Raw genomic sequence first — 24,457 nt, 5'->3', positions numbered from 1 at the left:
GCATGGAACCGCTGCGCATCGGCATCCTCGGCGCCGCCCGGATCGCCGGCCGGGCGATCGCCGAACCGGCCCGCCTGACCGGCGCCCGGCTGGTCGCGGTCGCCGCCCGGGACACCGACCGGGCCGAGGCCTTCGCCGCCGAGCACGGCGTCGAGCGCGTGCACGCGTCGTACGACGACGTGATCAACGACCCCCAGGTCGAGGCGATCTACAACCCGCTCGCCAACGCCCTGCACGGCCCGTGGAACCTGCGGGCCATTGCCGCGGGCAAGCATGTGCTGACCGAGAAGCCGTCGGCCAGCAACGCGGCCGAGGCGGCCCAGGTCCGGGACGCCGCGCGCGAGGCCGGCGTCGTGGTGATGGAGGGCTTCCACTACTTGTTCCACCCGGTGACCAAGCGGCTGCAGGAGCTGCTGGCTAAGGGTGAGCTCGGCGAACTCCAGCACGTCGAGGCCACCATGGTGATGCCGCCCCCGGCCGACGAGGACCCGCGCTGGTCGCTGCCGCTCGCCGGCGGCGCCGTGATGGACGTCGGCTGCTACGCGCTGCACGCCCAGCGCATGTTCGCCCCGTGGGGCGGCGGCCGGCCCACGCTGGTCAGCGCCCGCGCCGGCGAACGCAAGCGCCTGCCCGGCGTCGACGAATGGCTGAACGCCGACCTCGAGTTCCCGAACGGCGCAACCGGCGCGGTCCGCACCAGCATGGCCGCCGAACAGCTCGAGTTCAGCCTCAAGGTCGTCGGCACCCGCGGCGAGGCGTTCGCCCCGAGCTTCGTCCTGCCCCACCAGGACGACCGGGTGATCGTCACCACCAAGGAAGACCACTGGGTCGAACACCTCGGCCGCAAGTCGTCGTACACGTATCAGCTGGAAGCCTTCGCCGCTCATCTCCGCGAGGGCACCCCGCTGCCCATCGACGCCGACGACGCGGTCGCCACGATGGAACTGATCGACGCCGCCTATCAGTCCGCGGGCCTGCAGCCGCGCCCGAGCCTGCAGCTCTGACCTGTCCGCACGCCGGTACGGCGGGACGCCGGTACGCCGGTACGCCGGTACGCCGGTACGCCGGTACGCCGGTACGCCGGTACGCCGGTACGCCGGTACGCCGGTACGCCGGTACGCCGGTACGCCGGTACGCCGGGACGCCGGGACGGCGGACGGAGGACGGAGGACGGCACGCCGTAGGCCGGTAGGCCGCCGTACCGGCGCGGACGGGGAGCGGGAGCGAGCGCACGCCGCCGCGTCCTCGACGACCCTCAGACCCGGCCGCGGCCGCCGGTACGGCGGTACGGCGGTAGGCCGCCGTACCGGCGCGAACGGGGAGCGGGAGCGCACGCCGCCGCGTCCTCGACGACCCTCAGACCCGGCCGCGGCCGCCGGTACGGCGGTACGGCGGTAGGCCGCCGTACCGGCGCGGACGGGGGCGCACGCCGCCTCCTCGGCGACCTGAGACCCGGCGGCCGCGGCCCCCAGTCCCGTAAGGGGTCGTGACCGGACCGCGATGGCGTCCGCACCCCGGGCCCTCTACCTGGTCCAGCGATCGACCCGATCAGGCCGATCGCCCGGCCCGAGCCGCGAGGCCGGCGAGGGCCACCGCGACAACACCGGCGAGGCGACGGCGAGGCGACGGCGATGGCGAGCCGACGGCGAGGCGATGGCGGCGACGGCGACGGCGACGGCGACGGCGACGGGGGATCCTGCGCGGGCCCCGCGCCGCAGCCGGTGCCGGGGCCGGCCCACTGCGACGTCACGGTGATGCTGACCCACGGACGCCGCAACGGGCGAACGCCGGTCGCCGCGCTCCTCGAGGATGCGTGGCAACCGGCGTTCTCACCTGTTCAGTGCCTGGCGACTACTTCCGCCCCTGCTTGGTCGGCGGAATGATCGCGCTGTCGGCCGGGCTGGCCTTCGGCTGTTTGGGTTGTTTCGGCTTGCGGACTTCGCGTCCGCCCTTGTTCTTCGACATGACGCACTCCAGGGCTTGAGGACTTCCCACTGACGGACGACTCGGCTGAGCCTGGTTCGCCGCGGCACTCCTGATCCCCGGGGGTCACTCTCGACGCTACACCCCGAACGGCGATCAGTCGTGGGTCGGGAAGCCCAGGTTCAGGCCGCCGTGGCTCGGGTCCAGCCAGCGCGAGGTGACCACCTTGCCGCGGGTGAAGAAGTGCACGCCCTCGGCTCCGTGCGCGTGGGTGTCGCCGAACAGCGAGTTCTTCCACCCGCCGAACGAGTAGTACGCCATCGGCACCGGGATCGGCACGTTCACCCCGACCATGCCCACCTCGACCTCGACCTGGTACCGCCGCGCGGCCCCACCGTCGTTGGTGAAGATCGCCGTCCCGTTGCCGTACGGGTTGGAGTTCACCAGCTCCAGCGCCGCGTCGTACGACGGGACGCGGACCACCGACAGCACCGGCCCGAAGATCTCGTCGGTGTAGATCGACATCTCCGGCGTCACCTTGTCGAACAGCGTCGGCCCGAGCCAGAACCCGTCGTCGCCGCCGTCGAACGGCCCTTCCCGGCCGTCCACCGCGAGTTCGGCGCCGGCCGCGACCCCCGCCTCGACGTACCCGACGACCTTGTCCCGGTGTTCGCCGGTGACCAGCGGGCCCATGTCGCAGCCGCGGGTCCCGTCGCCGGTCTTCAGCGTCGCCATCCGCTCCCGGATCTTGCCGATCAGCTCGTCGGCGACCGGCTCGACCGCGATCAGCGCGGAGATCGCCATGCACCGCTCGCCCGCCGAGCCGAAGCCCGCGTTCACCGCGGCGTCGGCGGCCAGGTCCAGATCGGCGTCCGGCAGCACGACCATGTGGTTCTTCGCGCCGCCGAGCGCCTGCACGCGCTTGCCGTTCGCCGTACCGGTTTCGTACACGTAGCGTGCGATCGGCGTCGACCCGACGAACGAGACCGCCTTGATGTCCGGGTGCTCGAGCAGCCGGTCGACGGCCTCCTTGTCACCGTGCACGACGTTCATCACGCCGTCCGGCAGGCCGGCCTCCTTCCACAGCGCGGCGACCGCGTTCACCGCCGACGGGTCCTTCTCCGACGGCTTGATCACCACACTGTTGCCGCAGGCCACCGCGATCGGCACGAACCACAGCGGCACCATCGCCGGGAAGTTGAACGGCGAGATCACCGCGACCGCGCCGAGCGACTGGCGGATCGAGTACACGTCGACGTTGGTCGACACGTTCTCGCTGAACCCGCCCTTGAGCAGGTGCGGGATGCCACAGGCGAACTCGACCACCTCGAGCCCGCGGGTCACCTCGCCGAGCGCGTCCGACAGCACCTTGCCGTGCTCGGCGGTGATCAGTGCGGCGATGTCGCCCTTGCGCTCGTTCAGCAGCTCGCGGAACGCGAACAGCACCTGCGCGCGCTTGGTGAGCGACGTGCGCCCCCACGCCTTCGACGCCTCGTGGGCGACCTTGACCACCTCGTCGACGGTTGCCGCCGAGGCCAGGTCGAGCTCACCGGTCACCTCGCCGGTGGCCGGGTTGTAGACCTTGCTGGTCCGCTCCGAGACTCCCGTCCAGGGCGTCCCGCCGATCAGGTGGGTGATGCGTTGAGTGCTCACAGCTTCGTCCCTCGCGTCGATCCTGCGGTGATGTCGTGTAGTTGAGCGGGCGCGGCGGCCCCACGGGCAGCCCGGCATCGTCCGGGCGTCATCCGAGCACTTCGCTCTTACTGGCCAGCTCGACCTCGACCGGGCGGCCTTCCTGCAGCGACTGCACGCCGGCGGTGCAGACGGCGGCCGCGGCGTACCCGTCCCAGGCCGTCGGCCCGTCGATCTCGCCCCGCGCCGTCGCGTCGACCCAGCGCTGGACCTCGATGTCGTACGCCGTACCGAACCGGGCCCGGTAGTCCTCCGGTACGGCGCCACCCCACTGCCCGCCGCGTCGCGTCAGTACGTCGACGCCGAGGCCGATGGTCGCGCTGCCCTTCTCGGCGACGGCTTCGCAGCGCACCTCGTAGCCGACCTGGAAGTTCACGAACACCTCGACGTCGGCGATCGCCCCGCTCGCCATCTCGAACACCGCGAGCTGCGGGTCGAGCACTCCGTCAGCGACCAAGCTGGTCGGCTTCGGCGCGTGCACGGTGATCCGGGCGATCTCGTCGTCGAACAGCCAGCGCGCGACGTCGACCTCGTGCACGAGCGAGTCGCGCACGATCATCTCGCTGCGGAAGCTGGCCGCGACCGTCTTGTTCCGGTGCACGTTGTGGAGCAGGAGGGTCCGGCCGAGCTCACCGGAGTCGAGCAGCTGCTTCAGCGCGGCGTACTCCGGGTCGAACCGGCGCATGAATCCGACCTGGATCAGCTGCCGGCCGAGCTTGTGCTCGGCCTCGACGACCCGCAGCGACGACTCGGTGTCCATCGTCAGGGGCTTTTCGCAGAGCACCGGTTTCGCGTGCTCCAGGCACGCCATCAGCTGCTCGGCGTGCGCGAATCCCGGCGAGGCGATGATCACCGCGTCGACGCTCGCGTCCCCGATCAGCGCCAGCGGATCCTCGATCACGCGGATCTCACCCAGCGACTCGGCCAGGGCGGTCGCCCGGGGCAGGTCGGGATCGGAGATCGCGACCAGCCGTGCGCCGGAGATCCGTCGCACCACCCGCTCGGCATGATCGGCGCCCATCACCCCGACACCGATGATCCCGATCCTGAGATCCTGCATCTCCACCTACTCTCTGACGACATTGGTACGACGACTGCCGCGCCGCACTTCCGGCGGCTCCGGGTGTCCCGGCGCCACCGCCACCTGCTCGGATCCTCCGGCTGACCGCCAACTGCTCCCGATCTCCCGGCTGACCGCCAACTGCTCCTGCTCCGGCGACCGCCCGACCGGGCGTACTCCCGGCCGGGCGCCCGCCGTACCGCTCAGTCCTGCTTGTTCTGTGGAGCGACGACGAGCTCGGGATCGAAGCCGCGCAGCTCGTGGCTGAGCGCCTCCAGCTCCGAGCCGCCGGCCATCTCCGTGGTCAGCTGCTCCAGCGTGATGTCCGACCGATGCGTGTCCAGCGCCACCCGGCCGAGCTTGAGGATGACGAAGTGGTTACCGACCAGGTACGCGTGATGCGGGTTGTGGGTGATGAAAACGACCCCGATGCCCGCGTCCCGCGCCTTGACGATGTACTTCAGCACCACCCCTGACTGGTTCACGCCGAGTGCGGCGGTCGGCTCGTCCAGGATCAGCACCTTGGCGCCGAAGTGGATCGCCCGCGCGATCGCGACGCATTGCCGTTGACCGCCGGACAACTTGCCGACCGGCTGCTCCAGGTTGGGAATCGAGATCCCCATCTTGGTCAGTTCCTCCTGCGCGACCTGCTTCATCCGGGCCGAGTCGAGCACCCCGAAGGGCCCCTTCGTGAGCTCGTTGCCGAGGAAGAAGTTGCGCCAGACCGACATCAGCGGAGCCAGCGCCAGGTCCTGGTAGACGGTCGCGATGCCGCTGTCCAGCGACTCGCGCGGTGAGGAGAAGTGCCGCTCCTCGCCGTTCACCGACATGGTCCCGGAGGTGTAGTCGTGCAGGCCGGCGATGATCTTGATCAACGTCGACTTGCCCGCGCCGTTGTCGCCCAGCACGCAGGTGATCTCGCCCTGCCGGACCGACAGCGACACTCCGCGCAGGGCGTGGATGTTGCCGTAGCTCTTGCCCACGTCCTCCAGGTGCACGATCGGCGTGGTCGGGCTGCCGGTCGCCTCGCTGGCGAAGCTTTCCGTCGTACTCATCGTGCGTCCGCCTTGTTCTTGACGACCAGGTTCACGATCGTGGCCAGCAGCAACATCGCGCCGAGGAACGCCTTGAACCAGTCCGGGTTCCAGCCGGCGTACACAACACCGAGCTGCACCATGCCGAAGATCAGCGCGCCGACCGCGCCGCCGACCACCGAGCCGTAGCCCCCGGTCAGCAGGCAGCCGCCGACCACTGCGGCGATGATGTAGAGGAACTCCTTGCCGACGCCCTCACCGGACTGCACGACGCCGTTCTGCACGAACAGCAGCTGCATCCCGGTGAACCAGGCGAAGAACCCGACGGTCATGAACAGGCCGATCTTCACCTTCTTCACCGGTACGCCGACCGCTCGCGCCGATGCGGCGTCACCGCCGACGGCGAAGATCCAGTTGCCGATCTTGGTCCGCAGCAGCACCCAGGCGGCGATCGCGACGAACACGATCCACCAGACCACGATGATCTTGATCGTCAGGCCGCCGAGCTTGAACTCGGAGGCGAACAGCGCCTTGGCCGAGCTGAACCCGTCCATGTCGCTGATCGAGTTCGACGCGACGGCGCCCGACGTCAGCCGGGTGACCGCCACGTTGAGCCCCTGCAGGATGAAGAACGTGCCGAGCGTGACCAGGAAGCTCGGCAGCCCGGTGCGCATCAGCAGCCAGCCGTTGAACAGACCGATCGCCAGGGCAAGGACGAGCGCGACCGCCATCCCGACCCAGACGTTGACGCTGAACTGGTAGGCGAAGATGCCGGCGGTCAGGCCGGCGGTCGTCACCGCCACCCCGGCCGACAGGTCGAACTCGCCACCGATCATCAGCAGCGACACCGGAACGGCCATCACCCCGATCAGCGCGGCCTGGTAGAGGATCGTCCCGGCGTTGTTGATGTCGCGGAACGGCTCCGCGGTGACCAAGAAGAAGACCAGGATCACCGCGGCGCCGACCAGCGACCCGATCTCCGGGCGGCTGAGCAGCCGGGCGCCGACCGAGCGCGCCGAGACGCGGTCGTCGGCGTCGGCGGGGGTCGCGATCGTCGATGCCATCGCGGCTACCTCAGCGGGTCCCGGCCGCGGCGAACTTCTCGACGGCCTCGATGTTGGACTTCTCGACGAACGACGGGCCGGTCAGCGTGGCCTCGCCGCCGCCGATCGAGTTGCCGTTGGTCTTGTTCAGCCAGATCGCGTCGATCGCCAGGTAGCCCTGCAGGTACGGCTGCTGGTCGACGGCGAACTGCACGGTGCCGTCCTTGACCGCCTTGGCCATCTCCTTGCTCATGTCGAAACTGCCGATCTTCGCCGACGACCCGGCGTCCTTGGCGGCCTGGACGGCGGTCAGCGTGACGCCGGCGTTCAGACCCACCAGGTAGTCCACCGACTTGTCCTGCTGCAGCTTCGACGTGATGGTCGCCTGCGTGCCCGGCTGGTCGGCACCGTCGACGTTCAGGTTCTCGACGTTGCCGAACTTGTTCTTGATGCCCTGGCAGCGGGCCTCGAGGCTGACGTTGCCCTGCTCGTGCACGACGCAGAGCACCTTCTTCGCGCCGAGCTGCTTGAGCTTGTCCCCGGTCGCCTCGCCGGCGATCCGCTCGTCCTGCCCGAAGTACCCGATCGCGCCGGACTGCTTCCAGGTGTCCAGACCGCCGTTCAGCACGGTCACCGGGATGCCCGCCGCGATCGCCTTCTTCACGTTCGGCATCATCGCGTCGGGCTTGTTCAGCGTCACCGCGATGCCGTCGACCTTCGAGTCGATCGCGGTCTGCACCAGGTTGGCCTGGGCCGCGCCGTCGGGATCGGAGGAGTACTGCAGCTCGATGTTGTCCTTCTGCGCCGCCGCCTCGGCACCGCGCCGGACGATGTCCCAGAACGTGTCACCCGCCTTGGAGTGGGTGATCAGCGCGACCTTGATCCGCGGCGTGGTCGCCACGTTGCCCGAGCCGGAGTCCGCGTTCTGCTCCTCCTGCTTGCCGCCGGAGTCGCTGCAGGCTCCCACCGCGAGCACGAGCGCCAGTGCCGCACTACTGACTACGGCCTTCCTATGCCACCGAACCATGACCACAACCAGCCTTTCCGAAGTTCCCGCGGGTACGCCGCGGCGTTGCTACTGACCAGAGAGTGCATACTCTCCTGGCCGTCAGGCGGATGCACCACCCCCGTGGCTGTTCAGGTACGCCAGGGTGCGGCGCGCGATCGGCAGCGGCACCTCCGGCGCACAGGGGTAGAGATCTTGCTCCACGATCGCGAACAGCTCGACGTCCAGGCCGGCGAGTGCCTCCAGCACCGGAGGAAGCTCCGGTACGCCGCCGGGCGGCTCGCACATCACCCCGCGCTGGACCGCCGCGTCGAACCCGAGCCCTTCGGCCTGGACCTGCGCGAGCACGGCCGGGTCGACCTGCTTCAGGTGCACGTACCCGATGCGGTCCGGGTAGTCGCGGATCAGCTGCAGGTTGTCGCCGCCGCAGTAACTGATGTGCCCTGTGTCGAGGCAGAGGTTCACGTGCGCACCGTCGGTCTCGGCCAGGAACCGCTCGACCGTGTCTTGGGTGTCGACATGCCCGTCCGCGTGCGGGTGGAACTGCGTCCTCAGCCCGTACTCCTCGAACACGCGGCGACCGAGCTCGGTCACCTGGCGGCCGTGCCGCGCCTGACCTTCGTGGTCCAGCCGCGGTTCGACGATCTGGCCGTCGTCACCGCGCCACATCGAGGGCATCACGACCAGATGCTTCGCGCCCATCGCGGCGGCCAGCTCGGCCACCGGGGCCACGTCGCGCCACGTCGAGTCGAACGAGTCCGGCCGGTGCAGGTGCTCGAACGTCGTACCGGCGGTGACTTCGAGTCCCCGCTGGTCGAGCTGTTCCTTGAGCTCGGCGGGATCGGTCGGCAGGTAGCCGTACGGCCCCAGCTCGATCCTGGTGTACCCGGCCTCGGCGACCTCGTCGAGAAACCTGGTCCACGGCGTCTGCTGGGGATCGTCGGCGAACCAGACGCCCCACGAGTCGGGGGCGCTGCCGATTTTCACTCTGCTGGTTTCGAGGCCCATGTCAACGACCTTCCACCGGCGCGACGTACGGACGCTGGGCCTTCTTCGACTCCTCGTACGACGCCGCGGCCGCACGGGTCGAGTCGAGGTCGGAGACCTGGCTGACCGGCACGTCCCACCACGAGTCGCTGTCCGGCGCGCCGATCATCGGGTCCGTGGTGACGTGGATCGCGATCGGCCCGTCGGCGGCCTTCGCCGTGTGGATCGCCTTGTCCAGCTCGTCGCGGCTGGACACCTCGATCACCTCGACGCCGAAGCTGCGCACGTTCGCCGCCAGATCCACCGGCAGGTAGTCGCCGTCGAGACGCCCGTCCGCGCCACGCTTGCGGTACGCCGTACCGAATCGCTGGGAACCCAGGGACTCCGACAGGGCGCCGATCGAGGCGAAGCCGTGGTTCTGCACCAGGACGACGATGATCTTCACGTTCTCCTGGACAGCGGTGACCAGCTCGCTGGACATCATCAGGTACGACCCGTCGCCGACCAGGACGAAGACGTCACGGTCCGGGGCACCGAGACGGACACCGATGCCGCCGGCGATCTCGTATCCCATGCAGGAGTAGCCGTACTCAACGTGGTAGCCCTTCGGGTCGCGGGTCCGCCAGAGTTTGTGCAGGTCGCCCGGCATCGAACCGGCCGCACAGACAACGACATCAGACGGCGCCGACAATTCGTTGACGGCACCGAGGACCTGGCCCTGGGTGAGCAGTCCTTCCGCGAGCTTTCCGGTCACCTCGGCGGATGGGATGTAGTGGTTGTCCACAACCTCGTCCCACTGTTCGGCCAGTGCGGTGGCCGAATCCGTGTACTTTCTCTGCACGCGCCAGCCATCGAGCGCGGATGCCAAGGAAACAAGGGCTTCCCGGGCATCCGCGACCACCGGGAGACCAGCATGCTTGCCACCGTCGAACCGCGCCACATTGATGTTGACGAACTTCACGTCCGGGTTCTGGAACGCCGTCCGCGACGCCGTCGTGAAGTCCCCGTAGCGGGTCCCGATGCCGATCACCAGGTCGGCGTCGCGGGCCAGCGCGTTCGCCGCCGTGGTTCCGGTGGAGCCGACCGCGCCGACCGATTGCGGGTGGTCGTAGCGCAGGGATCCCTTGCCTGCCTGACTTTCCGCGACCGGGATGCCGGTCGCCTCGGCGAAGGCGCGCAGTGCGTCCTGGGCGCGCGAGTACGCAACGCCGCCACCAGCCACGATCAACGGGCGCTCCGCCGACCTGATCAGCTCGGCGGCCTTCTCGACGATGGATGCCTCTGGCAACGGTCGGGCGACGTACCAGGTGCGCTCGGCGAACAGCTCCTCCGGCCAGTCGTAGGCCTCGGCCTGAACGTCCTGTGGCAGAGCGATCGTGACCGCGCCGGTCTCGACCGGATCGGTCAGCACGCGCATTGCGTTCAGCAGCGCCGACGGGAGCTGCTCGGGCCGCCAGACGCGGTCGAAGTACTTCGACACCGGGCGGAAGGCGTCGTTCACCGAGACGTCGCCGGCCGAGAAACTCTCCAGCTCCTGCAGGACCGGGCTGGCCACGCGGGTCGCGAAGACGTCCGACGGCAGGATCAGGACCGGCAGCCGGTTCACCGTCGCCAGGGCCGCGCCGGTCACCATGTTGGTCGAGCCGGGCCCGATGCTGGCCGTGCAGGCATAGGTCTGCAGGCGGTCGCGAGTCCGGGCGAAGGCCGACGCGCTGTGCACCATCGACTGTTCGTTGCGCGCCAGGATGTACGGCAGCGCCGTCGGGTCCTCGAGCTCGGCCTGCAGCAGCGCCTGGCCCAGCCCGGCCACGTTGCCGTGCCCGAAGATGCCGAAGCAGCCGGCGAAGAGCTTCTGCCGTTCGCCGTCGCGCTCCGAGTACTGGACGCTCAGGAATCGCACCAGCGCCTGCGCGACCGTGAGACGTACCGTCATCGCTGTCCTCCGAAAGGTAGCCGCGGATCGATCGTGGAAGGAGTCATGAGTGGCTGCTCACCGCTCGCCGAACGGGAGCCGCGGGTCGATCTGCTGGTTGTCCCACAGCTGCCGGACCCAGCCGTGCTGCGGGTCGTCGCTGATCAACCAGGCGCGTTCAGTGCCCGGACCGGCCATCACGTTCAGGTAGTACATGTCGTAGCCGGGCGGTGCCATCGCCGGGCCGTGCCACCCGTGCGGCACGAGCACGAGGTCGCCGTCCCGGACCTCGGCGAGGACGTCGATCGGCCGGTCCTCGGTCCCGTAGACCCGCTGGTAGCCGATCGGGTCGTTGCCCTTGACACCTTCCGGCGCGTCCTCGGAGAGCTGCAGCTCGAAGTAGTAGATCTCCTCGAGCACACTCTCCTCCCCCGGCTTGTGCTCGTCATGCTTGTGCGGCGGGTACGACGACCAGTTGCCGGCCGGCGTGAGCACCTCGCAGGCGATGATCGAGTCGGCCTCGAGCACGGCCGGCGTGCCGAAGTTGCGGACCTGCCGGGACGATACCCCGGCGCCGCGCAGCTCGGTTTCCACCTGCTCGGTGCCGATCCGGCGGAACGGGTAGTCGCTCGCGGCCTTGGCGTGTGGGAAGGCGATCCGCGCACCACCGGCGCTGACGACCGCCACGGTGGTTCCGCGCGGGACGTAGGCGAGGTCGGTCGGTCCGGCGAAGACGTCCGCCCGGCCGCCGAGCGGCACGGTTTCGCCCTCGACGATCACCTCGGCGGAGCCGCTCAGCGGGAGGACAAGGTATTCGCAGTCCCCGGTGTCGAATTCGACGGACTGTCCCGGCCGCAGCGTCCGCACGGTCAGGCCGGTGTGGTGCCAGTCCTGCTCCCCGGGCCGGACGACGAGGTCGTAGCCGTCCCGCGCCGTGGAGCCTGCGGGCCTGAACCACTCGGTCATGCGACACCTCCACGGGTCGACGAATCTGCTCTCGGGGTGCCGGCGATCGGCGGTGTCAGGTGCGTCATGCGGCACCCCCGCCGATGGTGGACGTGGCCTTCGTCATGCGGCACCTCCGTGCACCAGGGTGGCGGCTTGGTCGACAGCGGCGGCAACGTCGCCGTCCGGCGGGAACAGCAGCGCCCGTCCGACGACCAGTCCGCGCACCGACGGCAGGCTCAGCGCCTTGCCCCAGGATGCATAGGTTTCCTCGGGCGCGACAGTCGGATCGCCGCCGAGCAGCAAGGTCGGCAGAGTCGTTGCCTCCATCACCCGTTCCAGCTCGTCCACCACCGGCAGCTTGAGCCACGTGTACGCGCTGGTCGCGCCGAGCCCGGAGGCGATGTGCACCGACCGGATCACCGAGTCCGGGTCGAGCAGGTTGCTGACCCGCCCGTCGGTCCGCACCGACCAGAACGGTTCGACCATCGCCATCAGCCTGCGCTCGGCCAGCTCCGTGACAGCCTGCGCGCTGCTTTCCAGCGTCGCCACCGTGCCCGGATCGTCCAGGCAGATCCGGGTCAGCATCTTGCCGCCGTCCAGCCGGCGCGACGCGATGTCGTCCGCCGACCGGTAGGCCGTGAACCGGTCGTCCAACTCGAAGGAGGCGCCTTGCAACCCACCACGGTTCATCGACCCGATGACCAGCTTGCCTTCCAGCGCTCCGAGCAGCAGGAGGTCCTCGAGCACGTCCGGTGTGGCGAGCACGCCGTCGACCCCTGGCCGTTGCAGCGCCGTGCACAGCCGCTCGATCAACCCCGATCGGCTGGCCATCGCCATCCGATCATCGCGGACGCCCAGCGCACCGCGCGCCGGGTGGTCCGCCGCGACGATCAGCAACCGCCCGTCGTCTCCCACCAGCTCACGCCGCCGCCGCTGCTGCCAGGCTTCAGCCACCCGCTCAGGATGCCGCACCCGCATCTCAGTCAGATCCACGCCGTACCCGGTACCCCACTCGACCTGCCTGCCCGCACCTGCAGGTGCCGAGCTCTTGACGGGCGGTGCACTTGGGGCCAACGCCGAACCACTCGCCGTCGCGGGTCTCGGCGCAGAGGCCGGGCCGCTCGCCGGTGCGGGCCGCTGCCCAGACGCCGGGCCGCTCGCCGGTGTGGGCCTCCGCCCAGACGCCGGGCCACTTGCCTGCGGGGAACTCGGTGCGAGCGCCGGATCATTCGCCTGCGCAGGGTTCACGCCAGCCACCGGATCACCCGAGTACGCCGGACCGCCCGCCGGTACTCGGCTCGGCGAAGGGGCTGGGCTGACTTCCGGCGTGGGGGTGACGCCCTGCCTGTGAGCACTCGTGTGCGTTGGATGCTCCGCAGGCGCCGGATTGCTCGGGGCGGTTCGGGGCGGCGGGGGTTGATGGCTGGTCATGCGGTTTCGCCCAACAGCGTGAGGACTTCGGATTCGGTGGGCATCGCGGTGGAGCACTCGAGGCGAGAGGCGACGATGGCACCTGCGGTGTTGGCGAAGCGGATGACGCGTTCGAGCGGCCAGCCGGCGAGCAGCCCATGACACAGGGCTCCGCCGAAACCGTCGCCCGCGCCGAGGCCGTTCACGACCTCGACCGGGAAGGGCGGGACCTCGACGCGTTCGTCCCGGGTGCGGGCGAGCGTGCCCTTGGGCCCCTGCTTCACCACGGCCAGGTCCAGACCGCGGTCGAGCAGTGCCTGGGCGGCCTTGTCCGGGTCGGTCTCGCCGACGGCGACCTCGCACTCCTCGCGGTTGCCGACGGCAACCGTGCAGTGGTCGAGGGCTTTGCTAACCTGCTCGTGCGCCTCGCTGGGGTCCGCCCAGAACATCGGGCGGTAGTCCAGGTCGAGGACGGTGATCGGGCGGCGCTCGCGCGCCTCCCAGGCGGCGAAGTGGGCCGAGCGGCTCGGCTCGGCCGACAGGCCGGTCACCGTCGACCAGTAGATCTTGGCGTCCTTGATCGCCTGCAGATCCAGTTCCTCGGGGTGGATCACCAGGTCCGGCGCCTTCGGGAACCGGTAGAAGTACAGCGGGAAATTGTCCGGCGGGAAGATCTCGCAGAAGGTGATCGGCGTCGGCAGGCCGTCGACCCCGGTCACGAACCGGTCGTCGACGTCGAGCTCACGGAGGGTGCGATGGATGAAGGTGCCGAACGGATCGTTACCGGTCCGGCTGATCACCGCAGCCTTGCGCCCGTGCTTGGCCGCCGCCACGGCGACGTTGGTCGCGCTACCGCCGAGGAATTTGCCGAAGCTCTCGACATCCTCCAGATGCGTGCCGGTCTGCAACGGATAGAGGTCGACCCCGATCCGCCCGATGGTCAGTACGTCGTCCGCCATCAGACAACCGCCCCTTCGACGGTCGAGCCGGCCGCGAGGTGACGGAGGTGAGCGATGCTGGAGCGAACATCCGCGACCGGGCCCTCGCCGGTAGGCCGTTCCTGCAGGATGGTGTCCTGCTCGAGGACGTACCAGCCTTGGTAGCCCGACGACTCGAGGGCGCCAACGATGGCGGTGAGGTCGACGTCGCCCTGACCGAGCGGGCGGTACATCCCCTCCCGGACCGCGTCGGTGTAGCTGACCTCGCCGGACTGGACCTTCGCGGCCCACGCCGCGTCGACGTCCTTGAGGTGGGTGTGCTTGATCCGCGCGGTGTGTTCCAGGGTCAGCGCGACCGGGTCGACGCCACCGATCATCAGGTGTCCGGTGTCGAGGGTGAGGCCGATCGTGGAACCGGCCAGGACGCGGCGGACGTCGTCGGCGTTTTCGATCATCGTGCCGACGTGGGGGTGGATCGTGGCGAGCACGTTCTGGGCGGCAGCCAGTTCGGTCAGGCGGTCGAGGTTCGCCAGCAGGGTCGCCCAGCCGCTGTCGTCGAGCACGGGCCGGCCGTCGTAACCGTCCGAACCGGTCGCGGCGGCGATGACGAGGGTCGACGCGCCGGCGGCGACAAACCCTTCGAGAGCACGGGCGACCTCGGGGACCGGGTCGTGCAACGGATCGTGCAGCACCACCGGGACGAACCCACCGACCGCGCGCAGTCCCAGATCGGCCAGCGTCTTCGCCTTCTCCGCCGGGTCGTCGGGCAGGAACCCGTCCGGCCCGAACTCGGTCGCCGCGATCCCGACGTCGCGCATCTCCGCCAACACGGTCTCCGGGTCGTACTGCCAACCCCAGCCGGGAACCTCACAAACACCCCAGGAAATCGGGGCTCCGGCAATCCGGGCAGCTACGTCACTCATCGGCCGATCTCCTCAGGTGTCGACTCGTCGGGTCGTTCGTCGTTGGTGCGCGCCGTAACGGCGCCGGGACAATTTGTCTTGGTCCGCGCCGGCCGGCGTCCCGGACAGCACGGTGTGCCACCGCCGCGAAGGGCGCGGTGCGACGGCTGGTCAGCGTCGGGAGGTCGCGATGCCCCGGCCAGCGTCGGCATATCGCCAGCCCGCTCGATCAGCATCGGCATGTCGCCAGTCCGATCGATTGGAGTCGGGACGTCGCCGGTTGCCTCGGTCAGCGTCGGGATCTCGCGGCCTTCGATCAGCGCCACGGCTTCGCCGGCTCGCTCGATTCGAGTCGGGCCGTCGTCAGCCGCGCTCAGGCGGAGCCTGGTCTGGCTGGTCATGTGGCGGCGTCCAGGAAGACGACTCGGTTTTCCTTGCGGGACAGTTCGCAGGCGTCGGCGATGCGGAAGGCCTGGAGGGCGTCGCGGACGGTGCAGGGGACCTCGCGGGTGCCGGCGACGACCTCGGTGAACGCGGTGAGTTCGGCGACGTACGCCGGGCCGAAGCGGTCCATGAACGTGGCGTGCGGCTCGCCGCCGGGGAAGGTCACGCCGGCTTCGACCGAGCGGAGTGCGGTGTGTTCGTCGAGGCCGACCGCGACCGAGCCGAGGCTGCCGAGCACCTCCATCCGGACGTCGTGACCGGCTGCGTTGTAGCGGGTCCCGCTGACGGTGGCGAAGGTGCTGTCGTCGAGCGTGAGCAGCGCGGCGGCCGCGTCGACGTCGCCGTACTCGCCGAAGAAGGCTTCGCCCCGGTTGGCGCCGGTCGCGTAGACGCTGACCACTTCGCGGCCGGTGACGTACCGGATGATGTCGAAGTCGTGCACCGTGCAGTCGCGGAAGAAGCCGCCGCTGGTCGGGATGTAGCCGGCCGGCGGCGGGAACGCGTCGTTGGTGTTCGCGCGGATGTGGTGGACGAAACCGAGTTCGCCGGAGCGAACCTGCGCGGCGGCCGCCTGATACCCGGCGTCGAAGCGGCGCTGGAAGCCGATGTGCACCGGGACGTCGGATCCCTCGACCAGTTCGACCACCCGCTGCGTCTCCGCCAGATCGAGTGCGACCGGCTTCTCGCAGAACGTGGGGATGCCCGCGGCGACCCCGGCCGCGATGAGCTCGGCGTGCGCGGAGGTCGCGGCGGCGATCACCAGGCCGTCGATCCCGCTGGTCAGCAGTGCGGGCACGTCCGGCGCGAACTCGAGCCCGAGCTCCTTGGCGGTCAGCTCCGCCCGAGTGTCGTCGGCGTCGGCGACGACCACCTGCTCGACCGCCGGCAGCGATTTCAGTGTCGCCGCGTGGAACGCACCGATCCGCCCGACCCCGACCAACCCGATCCGCATCTGCGGCCGCCCTCTCGTTCGCTCGATCTCTGACTCGCCCGGCTCGGCCGCGCGACAGCGCCGCAGTACGGGCGCCTCGCGACGGTCGCGCCCACAGGCCCGGGTAGTCGCGAGCGACGCCCGGACGATGTCGGCGCCGGTGGCCGTGCCCAGCTTTCCGGCCCAGCCGAGGAGAGTCAATAGTTTGTAAGCACATTTTCACGTCGACACATATGCACGTTCCTCGGTAGCATCCGCCCATGGCCGCCCTGCCGATTCAAATCGATCGGACCAGCCCGGTGCCGCTGTACCACCAGCTGGCCGAGCAGCTGACGGCTGCCATCACCGACGGGACCCTGCGCCCCGGCGACCCGTTCGAGAACGAGATCGCGATGTCGGACCGGCTAAGCCTGTCGCGGCCGACCGTCCGGCGTGCGATCTCCGAGCTGGTCAACAAGGGACTCCTGGTCCGCCGCCGGGGCATCGGCACCACGGTCGCCAACCAGATGGTCCACCGCAAGGCCGAGCTGACCAGCCTGTACGACGACCTGGAACGCGAGGGCCGGACGCCGCGCACGGACGTCCTCTCCCTGAACTGCGCGGCCCACGACGACCGCGCCGCGGAAGCCCTCGGCCTGCCACCCGGCACGCCGCTGGTCGCGATCGTCCGCCTCCGCTACGCCGGCGACGTCCCGCTCGCGATCATGCGCAACTGGTTGCCCCCAGCAATGAACGACCTCACCCAGGAGCAGCTCACCACCGAGGGCCTGTACGCCGTCCTGCGCGCCCGCGGCATCCGCCCGACGGTCGCGCGGCAGCGAATCGGCGCACGTAACGCCTCCGCCGAGGAACGCCGTACCCTCCATATGTCCAAAGCCGAGCCGCTGGTCACGATGACCCGCAGCGCGTACGACGCGGACGGTTCGGCAGTCGAGTTCGGCGACCACTGCTACCGCGCCGACCAGTACTCCGTCGAGGTCATCGTCTCCGATCGGTGACCCCATCCATTGCCGCCTCCATCACCGAACGGGTGTCCGACCCGCCGCGCAAGCTTGCTAGATCAATCATGCGCCAACCTCCAACAACCGAGCCGGTCGACGTCGACCAGGCCGACCCCACTGCCGTCCCGGCCAGCCCCAGCGCCGGACAACGGCCACCAAGCCCAGGACGCGGTGACGGTGTGGTGGACGGCCAGCTTCACTTCCTTGCCCCGGCAACTCCAATCACCACCACCCGCCGTATCGGCTCCTCGACTGATCTGTCCCAACCAGCCCGCGAACGTAATGCCAACCGCGTCCTCACGCCTGCCGCGTGAAGTACGGGTGCGGTACGGGCAGATACACGTCGGCGACAACTCGTACTGTCGCGACAAATCCAGCGGGCGGGCGCAAGCCTGCTCGAGACATCTCTCTCGGAGGACTGATGAAGGCACGTGCACTGGGGGCACTGGTAGGAGTCGCAGTGATGCTGAGCGGGTTGTTGGTGGCAACCCCAGCGCATGCCGCCACGACGTCGGTGACCTCGCCGGACGGCGGGGCGTTGGGGCAGGTGGCCGTCGCGGCAAGCGGGAACTTCACCTTGATCGCCAAAGACAAGAGCTGTGACGCGCGAGGGGCGGTGCTGCACTACAAGATCACTGGCGTCTGGCACACGCTCGGCGACAGTAGCTGCCACGGAGACGCAGCCTTCCGTGGACCCATCGCGTCAGGTCACGGACTCCGGATCGACATCTACGTGTGCAATACGAACACGCGCACCGGTTACAAGAGCTGTTCGTCGACGAAGCGAGTCACCACCTGAGCAAGGCGACACCCGGCGTCGCAACGCGCTGCCCGGTCCGCGGACGAGCCGACAGCGCCGTGCCCCTCCACTCCTGGCGTCAGTGCCTCTCCGCGTCCAGGTTGATCCCTTACCGCTCGCTGAGCTCGTGAGCAGTCCCGCGAGGGGTGACCTCGTCAGGCCGTCTCGCTGGCATTGGCCGGTAGCAGCGCAAGGTCCGGCCGTCCTGGTCGTGCTCGACGCCGATGCCGACGCCGACGCCGACGCCGACGCCGACGGCTGCGGCTCCGACGGCACCGACTTCGGGACGTAAGGACCAGCAGGGATTGGACGCCCCGGCCGGCGGCCGGGTTTCGATCAGCGCTTGTAAGAGGGCAGGATTGCCTTGCCCAGGGTTCGGATCTGGGCGGATTGGGTTGGTGTCATCGGTACCGATCGGATGGTGACGAACGTGTCGGCTGTCGCTCGGAAGGCCAAGAAGCCGTTGTCTTGTTGCCAGCCCTCCTCGCCGACGTTCACACGCTGAGTGATGGCCGCTGACCCGGGGGTGCCTGCGTCCTTCACCATGGCGAAGTCCGTCGCCGGCTCGGAGGCAGGGCCACCACCGGCGGTCGCGACTCCAGCCCGGGTCGAGCCCCAGTGGCACCGGAGGTTTCCGTCGACGATCGCGTCGCGTCTGGCGACGGCTCGACCGCCGAGGATCTTTTTTGCCGCCGGCGTTCCCCGTTCGCATTCGGGGCGGGCCTGGATCGCGGGTGCGGGCGGGATTCCGCCGGGCATGGCGGCGATGGTTCGCGCGACGGCGGTCACTGCTTGCTGTTGGCCTTGGGCCGAGCTCGTCTGGGCGACCCGCACCGGTCGTCCGCCGGTGAAGAAGACGATCCAAGGGCCGACGGCGGCTGGGGTCACGGACCAGGAGTTCTGGCTGACGGTGGCGGCGACGGGTCTGACCGCGTAGCCGAGATCCTTGAGGGAGCGGTTCTCGTAGGTCCGAAGGGCAGCGATATCCGGTGCGGACAGCGCGAGTACGCCGACGGAGATGTCGAAGCGGTTGTTCGCGTCGGTGGAGTTCGTCAGGGAGCAGACGTCGGCGATGGGGTAGGTCGCGGACGATCCGGCTGCGACCGTCCAGTTGCCGGGCAGAGTCGTTCGGACGTGCTCGCACACGGCGCTCGACGATGCCGCCTCGGCGGCCGGACGCACAGGCGCCGACACGGTGGATGCTGGAGCAGACGGGGACGCCCCGGCGGATGCCCGGCCGTTGGCGTCCCGGTCGTTGGCGTCCTTGCCGTCAACGCCCGGCGTACCGGCGCAGCCGCACGCGAGGAGTGCCACCGCGCAGGCCCACCCGATGACTCCCCGCATCCCAGCTCCCCCAGATTCACGCGCAACCGGCACATTGGCCACCGCAGATTAGCTGCCTGCGAAGGAAGCGTCGTTCCCAGGGGCATGGTCCGCCACATGCTCATGCGCTGGACGTGACCAACCGGCCTAGGTGGGCCGAGCTGAGCTCGACCCACCTACGCAACACCTGTCAGGCCTGGTTGCCCATCAATGTGCGGACCAAGCGGAGCCCGACCGACAGATGCGCCAGCTCCGGGCCCTCGGTTTCGACGATTTCCTCCAGCATCGTGGCTGCGCGGGACAGGGCTGCCTCGTTCTGGTCCTGCCAGGAGATGACTCGGTCCTCGGGTTCCGCGGTGGGGTCCGTGGTGGCCAGGACCTGTGCCGTCAGGCGGGCGTGGACCGTGTGCAGGTCGTCGCGGAGGGCGGCGCGGGCCATGGTCTGCCAGCGGTCGGTGCGCGGGAGGGCGACGATGCGCTCGAGGAAACGGCCCAGCTGCAGGCGCTCGCCGAGGGCGAAGTGGACCTTGGCGACCTCCAGGATGTCGAGGTCGTCGCGGTCGGCCGTTTCGACGATGCCCAGGCCCGCGTACGCCGGGGGCAGGACTGCGATGCGGGTGGCGAAGTCGGCCGGGACGCCCTTGGTCACCAGGGCTTCGCGGCGCTGTTCGAACAGGGCCAGCTCACGGCCGCGCAGGACCTCGGGCAGCGCCGCCGTCAGCTTCGCGATGCCCGGTGTGAAGAACTCGATGAGTTCCGCGATGTCCATCGGGGGACGCCGGTTGCTGACCAGCCAGCGGGTGGCTCGCTCGACCAGGGTGCGCGTTTCCAGGCGCATCCGGGTCTGGGTCTCGGCGTCGACGACGTTGTCGAGGTCGGCGTTGAGCGCCAGCAGGTCGGGCTGGGCGAAGATCCGGGACGCGGCCAGGTTGGCGCGGACGACGTCCTCGGCGGTGCCGCCGGTCTCCAGCGAGAGCCGGTGGAACGCCGTGATGCCGGAGGAGTTGACGAACTCGTTCACCACCTGGGTGGTGATGATCTCCCGGCGCAGCTGGTGCGACTTCATCGGCTCGGCGAACCGGTCCTGGATCGCCTTCGGGAAGTAGCTGACCAGCTTGTTGGCCAGGAAGTCGTCGTCGGGCAGCGAGGTCTTCAGCAGTTCGGCCTCGAGCACGATCTTGGTGTAGGCGATCAGCACCGACAGCTCGGGCGAGGTCAGCCCACGCCCCTCGGCCTTGCGCCGCTTGAACTCCGCGACACTCGGCAGGAACTCCAGCTCCCGGTCGAGCAGACCCTGCTTCTCCAGCCGGCGCACCCAGTCCTGGTGGACGTGCATCAGCGCCGCGGCCTGCGCGGCGGCGTTGGCCAGGCCGATGTTCTGCCGGTAGTTGCTCTTCAGCACCAGCGCGGCGACCTCTTCGGTCATCGAGGCGATCACGTCGTTGCGCTGCTTCTCGGTCAGGTCACCGTCGGCGACCACCTTGTCGAGCAGGATCTTGATGTTCACCTCGTGGTCGGAGGTGTCCACCCCGGCCACGTTGTCGATGAAGTCGGTGTTGATCCGGCCGCCGGCGGCGGCGTACTCGATCCGGCCGAGCTGGGTGAAGCCGAGGTTGCCGCCCTCGCCGACCGCGCGGGCACGCAGCTCGGACCCGTTGATCCGGATCGCGTCGTTGGCCTTGTCGCCGACGTCGGCGTGCGACTCGGTGGTCGCCTTCACGTAGGTGCCGATGCCGCCGTTCCAGAACAGGTCGACCGGCGCCTTGATGATCGCCTGCATCAGCTCGGCGGGCGTCAGCGTCGCCGGGTTGCCCTCCAGGCCGAGCGCGACGCGGACCTCCGGCGTGATCGGGATCGCCTTGTCGGTGCGCGGGTAGACGCCACCACCGGCCGAGATCAGCGCGGTGTCGTAGTCGGCCCACGACGAGCGCGGCAGCTCGAACAACCGTCGCCGCTCCGCGAAGGAGGTCGCCGCGTCCGGCGTCGGGTCGAGGAAGATGTGCCGGTGGTCGAACGCCGCGACCAGCCGGATGTGCTCCGACAGCAGCATCCCGTTGCCGAACACGTCACCCGACATGTCGCCGACACCGACGACGGTGAAGTCCTCGTTCTGGCAGTCGTGGCCCATCTCGCGGAAGTGCCGCTTGACCGACTCCCACGCGCCGCGCGCGGTGATGCCCATCGCCTTGTGGTCGTAACCGGCCGAACCACCCGAGGCGAACGCGTCGCCGAGCCAGAAGCCGTACTCCTTGGCGACGCCGTTCGCGATGTCGGAGAACGTCGCCGTGCCCTTGTCGGCGGCAACAACCAGGTACGCGTCGTCGCCGTCGTACCGGACCACGTCGCGCGGCGGCACGACCGAGCCGGCCACGATGTTGTCGGTGATGTCCAGCAGGCCGGAGATGAAGGTCTTGTACGACGCGATGCCCTCGGCCAGCCACGCGTCCCGGTCGACGGCCGGGTCGGGCAGCTGCTTGGCGTAGAACCCGCCCTTCGCCCCAACCGGCACGATCACCGAGTTCTTCACCATCTGCGCCTTGACCAGGCCGAGCACCTCGGTGCGGAAGTCCTCGCGCCGGTCCGACCAGCGCAGCCCGCCGCGCGCGACCGCGCCGAAGCGCAGGTGCACGCCCTCGACCTGCGGTGAGTACACGAAGATCTCGTACGCCGGCCGCGGCTGCGGCAGGTCCGGGATCGCCTTCGGCTCCAGCTTGAAACTGATGTAGTCGCGCGGCTGCCCGTCGGGTCCGGGCTGGAAGTAGTTGGTCCGCAGCGTCGCCTTGATCACGGTCAGGTAGGACCGCAGGATCCGGTCCTCGTCCAGGCTCTTCACCGTGTCCAGCGCGGCGCCGATCTCCTTCTCCAGCTGGGCGATCGTCTCCTGCCGGACCGGGTCGCCGGCGTCACCGCGGGCCGGGTCGAAGCAGGCCTCGAACAGCTGGACCAGCAGGCCCGCGACGTCGACGTGGTTGAGGAAGGTGTTCTCGATGTAGTCCTGGCTGAACGGCGTACCGCCCTGGCGGATGTAGCGCTGGTAGGCGCGCAGGATCGAGACCTGCCGCCAGCTCAGGTTGCCGCGCAGGACCAGCGCGTTCAGCTTGTCGGACTCGGCCCGGCCGTCCCAGACCGCGCGGAACGTGTCGGAGAACAGCGCGCGCAGCTCCTCGCGCTCCTCCGACTCCGCCGGCGCCCGCAGGCCGAAGTCGTAGATGTACGCCGTGCCGTTGGGCCGGCGGATCTCGTACGGGCGCTCGTCGATCACCTCGACGCCCATGTGGGTCAGGTGCGGCAGGACCTGCGACAGCGACAGCGGCGACCCGGTCCGGTAGACCTTGAACCGGCGTTCGCCCGGCCACTGCTGGTCGATCGGCGAGTACAGCGACATCGCCAGCCCGTTCTCGGCCGGCAGCTGCTCGAGAGTCGTGGCGTCCTTCACCGCGACTCGGGCGTCGAAGTCCTCCTTGTACGCCTCCGGGAACGCGCCGGCGTACTGGGCGTTCAGCCGGGTGACGGCGCCGTCGCCGCCCAACGCGTGCAGCGCGACCGCGAAGTCGTCCTGCCAGGCGCGCGTCGCCTCGACGACCCGCTGCTCCAGCAGCTCGGCGTCGTACTCGCCGACGGTCTGGCCCTGCTTCATCCGGACCACGAAGTGCACCCGGGCCAGCACGGACTCCGTCACGTGCGCGGCGTAGTCGACCGAGTCGGCGCCGATCGCGTCCTTCAGGATCTGCTGCATCTTCAGCCGGACCGCGGTGGTGTAGCGGTCGCGCGGCAGGTAGACCAGGCAGGACAGGTACCGGTTGTAGACGTCACGGCGGACGAACAGCTTCACCGCGCGGCGCTCCTGCAGGTGCAGCACGGTCTGCACGATCGGCAGCAGGTCCTCGACCGGCGCCTGCAGCAGCTCGTCGCGCGGGTACGTCTCCAGGACGTCGAGCAGGCCCTTGCCGCTGTGGCTGTTCGGGTCGAAGCCGGTCAGGCGGAACAGCTCCAGCGCCTTGCGCCGCAGGACCGGGATCTGCATGACGCTCTCGGTGTAGGCGGTCGAGGACAGCAGACCGATGAAGCGGCGCTCGGCGACCGGTTCGCCGTTCTCGTCGAACGACTTCAGGCCGACGTAGTCGAGGTACGTCGAGCGGTGCACGGTCGAGCGCGAGTTCGCCTTGGTGAGGATCAGCAGCTTCTTCTCGCGGGCCTTGGCGCTCACCTCCGGCGGCAGGAACCCGGCGGTCTCGCTCTGCTGCTGGTCCGGCCGCAAGATGCCCAGACCGGAACCCGGGACGCCGCGCAGGATGCCTTGATCGCCACGCATGGTGAAGGAGTACTCGCGGTAGCCGAGGAAGGTGAAGTGCTCGTCGGCCAGCCACTCCAGCAGCTCGCGGGCCTCTTCGACCTCGGTGGCGCTGACCGGCAGCTGGTCGCCGGACTCGGCCAGCTCGGCGGCGATGCCGACGGCCTTCTCGTGCATCTTGGGCCAGTCCTCGACCGCCTCGCGGACGTCACCGAGCACCCGCTGCAGCGCCTTCTCCAGCTCGCGCTGCGCGACCGGGTCGGAGATCCGCTCGACCTCCAGGTGCATCCAGCTCTCTCGGACCAGGTCGTGCGCGTCGGAGGAGTTGGCGTCGTCGAGCACCTCCTGCAGCGTGCCGGCGACGTCACGGCGTACGACGAACTGCGGGTGGATCAGCAGCTGCAGCTCCAGGCCGTGGTCGGTCACCACCATCGCCGCGCTGTCGACCAGGAAGGGCATGTCGTCGACCACGATCTCGACCACGGTCCGGCCGTTCGCGGACCAGCCGTGCTCCTCGACCGTCGGGGTGAAGACGTGCACCTTGGCCGTGCCCTGCGGCCGCGAGGTGGCGGCCTTGTAGTGGTGCTTGGCGGCGCCCAGGCAGTCCTGCGGCTCGCGCTCGGCCACGTCCTCGGCGGCCACGTAGCGGTAGTACCGCTCGAGGAAGCTTCGCAGCTTCTCGGGGTCGACCGACTTGTCGTGCCCGTGTGACCCCGCGGCCACCGCCTTGGCGAGCACATCCGCCTTCTGGACGTCCAGCTTGCTCTGCATTCCCCACCGTTCCACACGCGTGTTTCGGCGCTGTGCGCGCCC

20 protein-coding genes are annotated in these 24,457 nt (G+C 69.5%); 4 read left to right on the top strand and 16 right to left on the bottom strand.

Going from position 1 to position 24,457, the window contains the following annotated elements:
* Positions 1-2: 2 nt before the first annotated feature.
* Positions 3-1,004, top strand: coding sequence for a Gfo/Idh/MocA family protein (locus tag ACQPXM_RS09260; protein ID WP_432946824.1), 1,002 nt, complete (start codon positions 3-5; stop codon positions 1,002-1,004).
* On the opposite strand, the gene ACQPXM_RS09255 is transcribed toward ACQPXM_RS09260, so the two are convergent.
* The 14 genes from ACQPXM_RS09255 to ACQPXM_RS09190 form a co-directional block, all read right to left on the bottom strand.
* Entirely contained in the window at positions 962-1,177 is a 216-nt protein-coding gene (locus tag ACQPXM_RS09255) for a hypothetical protein (RefSeq protein ID WP_432946822.1), read from the bottom strand. The two genes, ACQPXM_RS09260 and ACQPXM_RS09255, sit on opposite strands and share 43 nt — an antisense overlap.
* A gap of 902 nt (positions 1,178-2,079) precedes the next feature.
* Positions 2,080-3,576, bottom strand: a complete 1,497-nt coding sequence (locus tag ACQPXM_RS09250; RefSeq protein WP_432946820.1) for a CoA-acylating methylmalonate-semialdehyde dehydrogenase — start codon at positions 3,574-3,576, stop codon at positions 2,080-2,082.
* 88 nt (positions 3,577-3,664) lie between these two features.
* Positions 3,665-4,675, bottom strand: a complete 1,011-nt coding sequence (locus ACQPXM_RS09245; RefSeq protein ID WP_432946818.1) for a Gfo/Idh/MocA family protein — start codon at positions 4,673-4,675, stop codon at positions 3,665-3,667.
* 203 nt (positions 4,676-4,878) lie between these two features.
* On the bottom strand, positions 4,879-5,730 hold the full coding sequence (locus tag ACQPXM_RS09240; RefSeq protein ID WP_432946816.1) for an ATP-binding cassette domain-containing protein: 852 nt from the start codon (positions 5,728-5,730) through the stop codon (positions 4,879-4,881).
* On the bottom strand, positions 5,727-6,773 hold the full coding sequence (locus ACQPXM_RS09235) for an ABC transporter permease (protein ID WP_432946814.1): 1,047 nt from the start codon (positions 6,771-6,773) through the stop codon (positions 5,727-5,729). Before ACQPXM_RS09235 ends, ACQPXM_RS09240 begins: the two co-directional genes overlap by 4 nt.
* A 10-nt stretch (positions 6,774-6,783) precedes the next feature.
* Entirely contained in the window at positions 6,784-7,779 is a 996-nt protein-coding gene (locus ACQPXM_RS09230; protein ID WP_432946812.1) for a substrate-binding domain-containing protein, read from the bottom strand.
* A gap of 81 nt (positions 7,780-7,860) precedes the next feature.
* Positions 7,861-8,766, bottom strand: coding sequence for a TIM barrel protein (locus ACQPXM_RS09225; protein WP_432946810.1), 906 nt, complete (start codon positions 8,764-8,766; stop codon positions 7,861-7,863).
* A gap of 1 nt (position 8,767) precedes the next feature.
* Entirely contained in the window at positions 8,768-10,678 is a 1,911-nt protein-coding gene (gene iolD, locus ACQPXM_RS09220) for a 3D-(3,5/4)-trihydroxycyclohexane-1,2-dione acylhydrolase (decyclizing) (RefSeq protein ID WP_432946808.1), read from the bottom strand.
* Positions 10,679-10,735: 57 nt separating this feature from the next.
* Positions 10,736-11,623 carry a 5-deoxy-glucuronate isomerase gene (iolB, locus tag ACQPXM_RS09215; RefSeq protein ID WP_432946806.1) on the bottom strand — a complete coding sequence of 296 codons (888 nt, stop codon included), beginning with the start codon at positions 11,621-11,623 and terminating at the stop codon, positions 10,736-10,738.
* A gap of 102 nt (positions 11,624-11,725) precedes the next feature.
* A complete protein-coding gene (locus ACQPXM_RS09210) occupies positions 11,726-12,583 on the bottom strand; it encodes a Cgl0159 family (beta/alpha)8-fold protein (protein ID WP_432950972.1) in 858 nt (285 codons plus the stop codon).
* 449 nt (positions 12,584-13,032) lie between these two features.
* The gene (gene iolC / locus ACQPXM_RS09205) at positions 13,033-13,974 is read right to left on the bottom strand and encodes a 5-dehydro-2-deoxygluconokinase (protein WP_432946804.1); all 942 of its coding nucleotides are present in this window, start codon (positions 13,972-13,974) and stop codon (positions 13,033-13,035) included.
* Positions 13,974-14,876 (bottom strand): sugar phosphate isomerase/epimerase family protein, encoded by a 903-nt coding sequence (locus tag ACQPXM_RS09200; protein WP_432946802.1) that lies wholly within the window; start codon positions 14,874-14,876, stop codon positions 13,974-13,976. Before ACQPXM_RS09200 ends, iolC begins: the two co-directional genes overlap by 1 nt.
* Positions 14,873-15,256 carry a hypothetical protein gene (locus ACQPXM_RS09195; RefSeq protein ID WP_432946800.1) on the bottom strand — a complete coding sequence of 128 codons (384 nt, stop codon included), beginning with the start codon at positions 15,254-15,256 and terminating at the stop codon, positions 14,873-14,875. Before ACQPXM_RS09195 ends, ACQPXM_RS09200 begins: the two co-directional genes overlap by 4 nt.
* On the bottom strand, positions 15,253-16,251 hold the full coding sequence (locus tag ACQPXM_RS09190) for a Gfo/Idh/MocA family protein (protein ID WP_432946798.1): 999 nt from the start codon (positions 16,249-16,251) through the stop codon (positions 15,253-15,255). Before ACQPXM_RS09190 ends, ACQPXM_RS09195 begins: the two co-directional genes overlap by 4 nt.
* Positions 16,252-16,490: 239 nt before the next feature.
* Between ACQPXM_RS09190 and ACQPXM_RS09185 the strand changes: the two genes are divergently transcribed.
* From ACQPXM_RS09185 to ACQPXM_RS09175, 3 genes are all read left to right on the top strand, one after another.
* Positions 16,491-17,228 (top strand): GntR family transcriptional regulator, encoded by a 738-nt coding sequence (locus tag ACQPXM_RS09185; RefSeq protein ID WP_432946796.1) that lies wholly within the window; start codon positions 16,491-16,493, stop codon positions 17,226-17,228.
* Between the two features lie 466 nt (positions 17,229-17,694).
* The gene (locus tag ACQPXM_RS09180; RefSeq protein WP_432946794.1) at positions 17,695-18,030 is read left to right on the top strand and encodes a hypothetical protein; all 336 of its coding nucleotides are present in this window, start codon (positions 17,695-17,697) and stop codon (positions 18,028-18,030) included.
* Positions 18,031-18,157: 127 nt separating this feature from the next.
* Positions 18,158-18,322 (top strand): hypothetical protein, encoded by a 165-nt coding sequence (locus ACQPXM_RS09175; protein ID WP_432951209.1) that lies wholly within the window; start codon positions 18,158-18,160, stop codon positions 18,320-18,322.
* A gap of 44 nt (positions 18,323-18,366) precedes the next feature.
* Here ACQPXM_RS09175 and ACQPXM_RS09170 read toward each other — a convergent pair whose 3' ends face one another.
* Positions 18,367-19,212, bottom strand: a complete 846-nt coding sequence (locus ACQPXM_RS09170) for a hypothetical protein (protein WP_432951207.1) — start codon at positions 19,210-19,212, stop codon at positions 18,367-18,369.
* Positions 19,213-19,543: 331 nt separating this feature from the next.
* A complete protein-coding gene (locus tag ACQPXM_RS09165) occupies positions 19,544-24,415 on the bottom strand; it encodes an NAD-glutamate dehydrogenase (RefSeq protein WP_432946792.1) in 4,872 nt (1,623 codons plus the stop codon).
* Between the last annotated feature and the right edge of the window lie 42 nt (positions 24,416-24,457).

This window comes from Kribbella sp. CA-253562 (genome assembly GCF_050942265.1).
Lineage (GTDB): Bacteria > Actinomycetota > Actinomycetes > Propionibacteriales > Kribbellaceae > Kribbella.
This window is presented reverse-complemented; position numbering and strand designations above follow the sequence as displayed.

Coding starts and splice junctions, on each gene's coding strand:
- ACQPXM_RS09260 (WP_432946824.1), top strand. CDS start 3: ATGGAACCGCTGCGCATCGGCATCCTCGGCGCCGCCCGGATCGCCGGC.
- iolC (WP_432946804.1), bottom strand. CDS start 13,974: ATGGCGGACGACGTACTGACCATCGGGCGGATCGGGGTCGACCTCTAT.
- ACQPXM_RS09230 (WP_432946812.1), bottom strand. CDS start 7,779: ATGGTTCGGTGGCATAGGAAGGCCGTAGTCAGTAGTGCGGCACTGGCG.
- ACQPXM_RS09180 (WP_432946794.1), top strand. CDS start 17,695: ATGCTGAGCGGGTTGTTGGTGGCAACCCCAGCGCATGCCGCCACGACG.
- ACQPXM_RS09235 (WP_432946814.1), bottom strand. CDS start 6,773: ATGGCATCGACGATCGCGACCCCCGCCGACGCCGACGACCGCGTCTCG.
- iolD (WP_432946808.1), bottom strand. CDS start 10,678: ATGACGGTACGTCTCACGGTCGCGCAGGCGCTGGTGCGATTCCTGAGC.
- ACQPXM_RS09245 (WP_432946818.1), bottom strand. CDS start 4,675: ATGCAGGATCTCAGGATCGGGATCATCGGTGTCGGGGTGATGGGCGCC.
- ACQPXM_RS09240 (WP_432946816.1), bottom strand. CDS start 5,730: ATGAGTACGACGGAAAGCTTCGCCAGCGAGGCGACCGGCAGCCCGACC.
- ACQPXM_RS09200 (WP_432946802.1), bottom strand. CDS start 14,876: ATGAGTGACGTAGCTGCCCGGATTGCCGGAGCCCCGATTTCCTGGGGT.
- ACQPXM_RS09190 (WP_432946798.1), bottom strand. CDS start 16,251: ATGCGGATCGGGTTGGTCGGGGTCGGGCGGATCGGTGCGTTCCACGCG.
- iolB (WP_432946806.1), bottom strand. CDS start 11,623: ATGACCGAGTGGTTCAGGCCCGCAGGCTCCACGGCGCGGGACGGCTAC.
- ACQPXM_RS09195 (WP_432946800.1), bottom strand. CDS start 15,256: ATGACCAGCCAGACCAGGCTCCGCCTGAGCGCGGCTGACGACGGCCCG.
- ACQPXM_RS09165 (WP_432946792.1), bottom strand. CDS start 24,415: ATGCAGAGCAAGCTGGACGTCCAGAAGGCGGATGTGCTCGCCAAGGCG.
- ACQPXM_RS09225 (WP_432946810.1), bottom strand. CDS start 8,766: ATGGGCCTCGAAACCAGCAGAGTGAAAATCGGCAGCGCCCCCGACTCG.
- ACQPXM_RS09210 (WP_432950972.1), bottom strand. CDS start 12,583: ATGCGGGTGCGGCATCCTGAGCGGGTGGCTGAAGCCTGGCAGCAGCGG.
- ACQPXM_RS09185 (WP_432946796.1), top strand. CDS start 16,491: ATGGCCGCCCTGCCGATTCAAATCGATCGGACCAGCCCGGTGCCGCTG.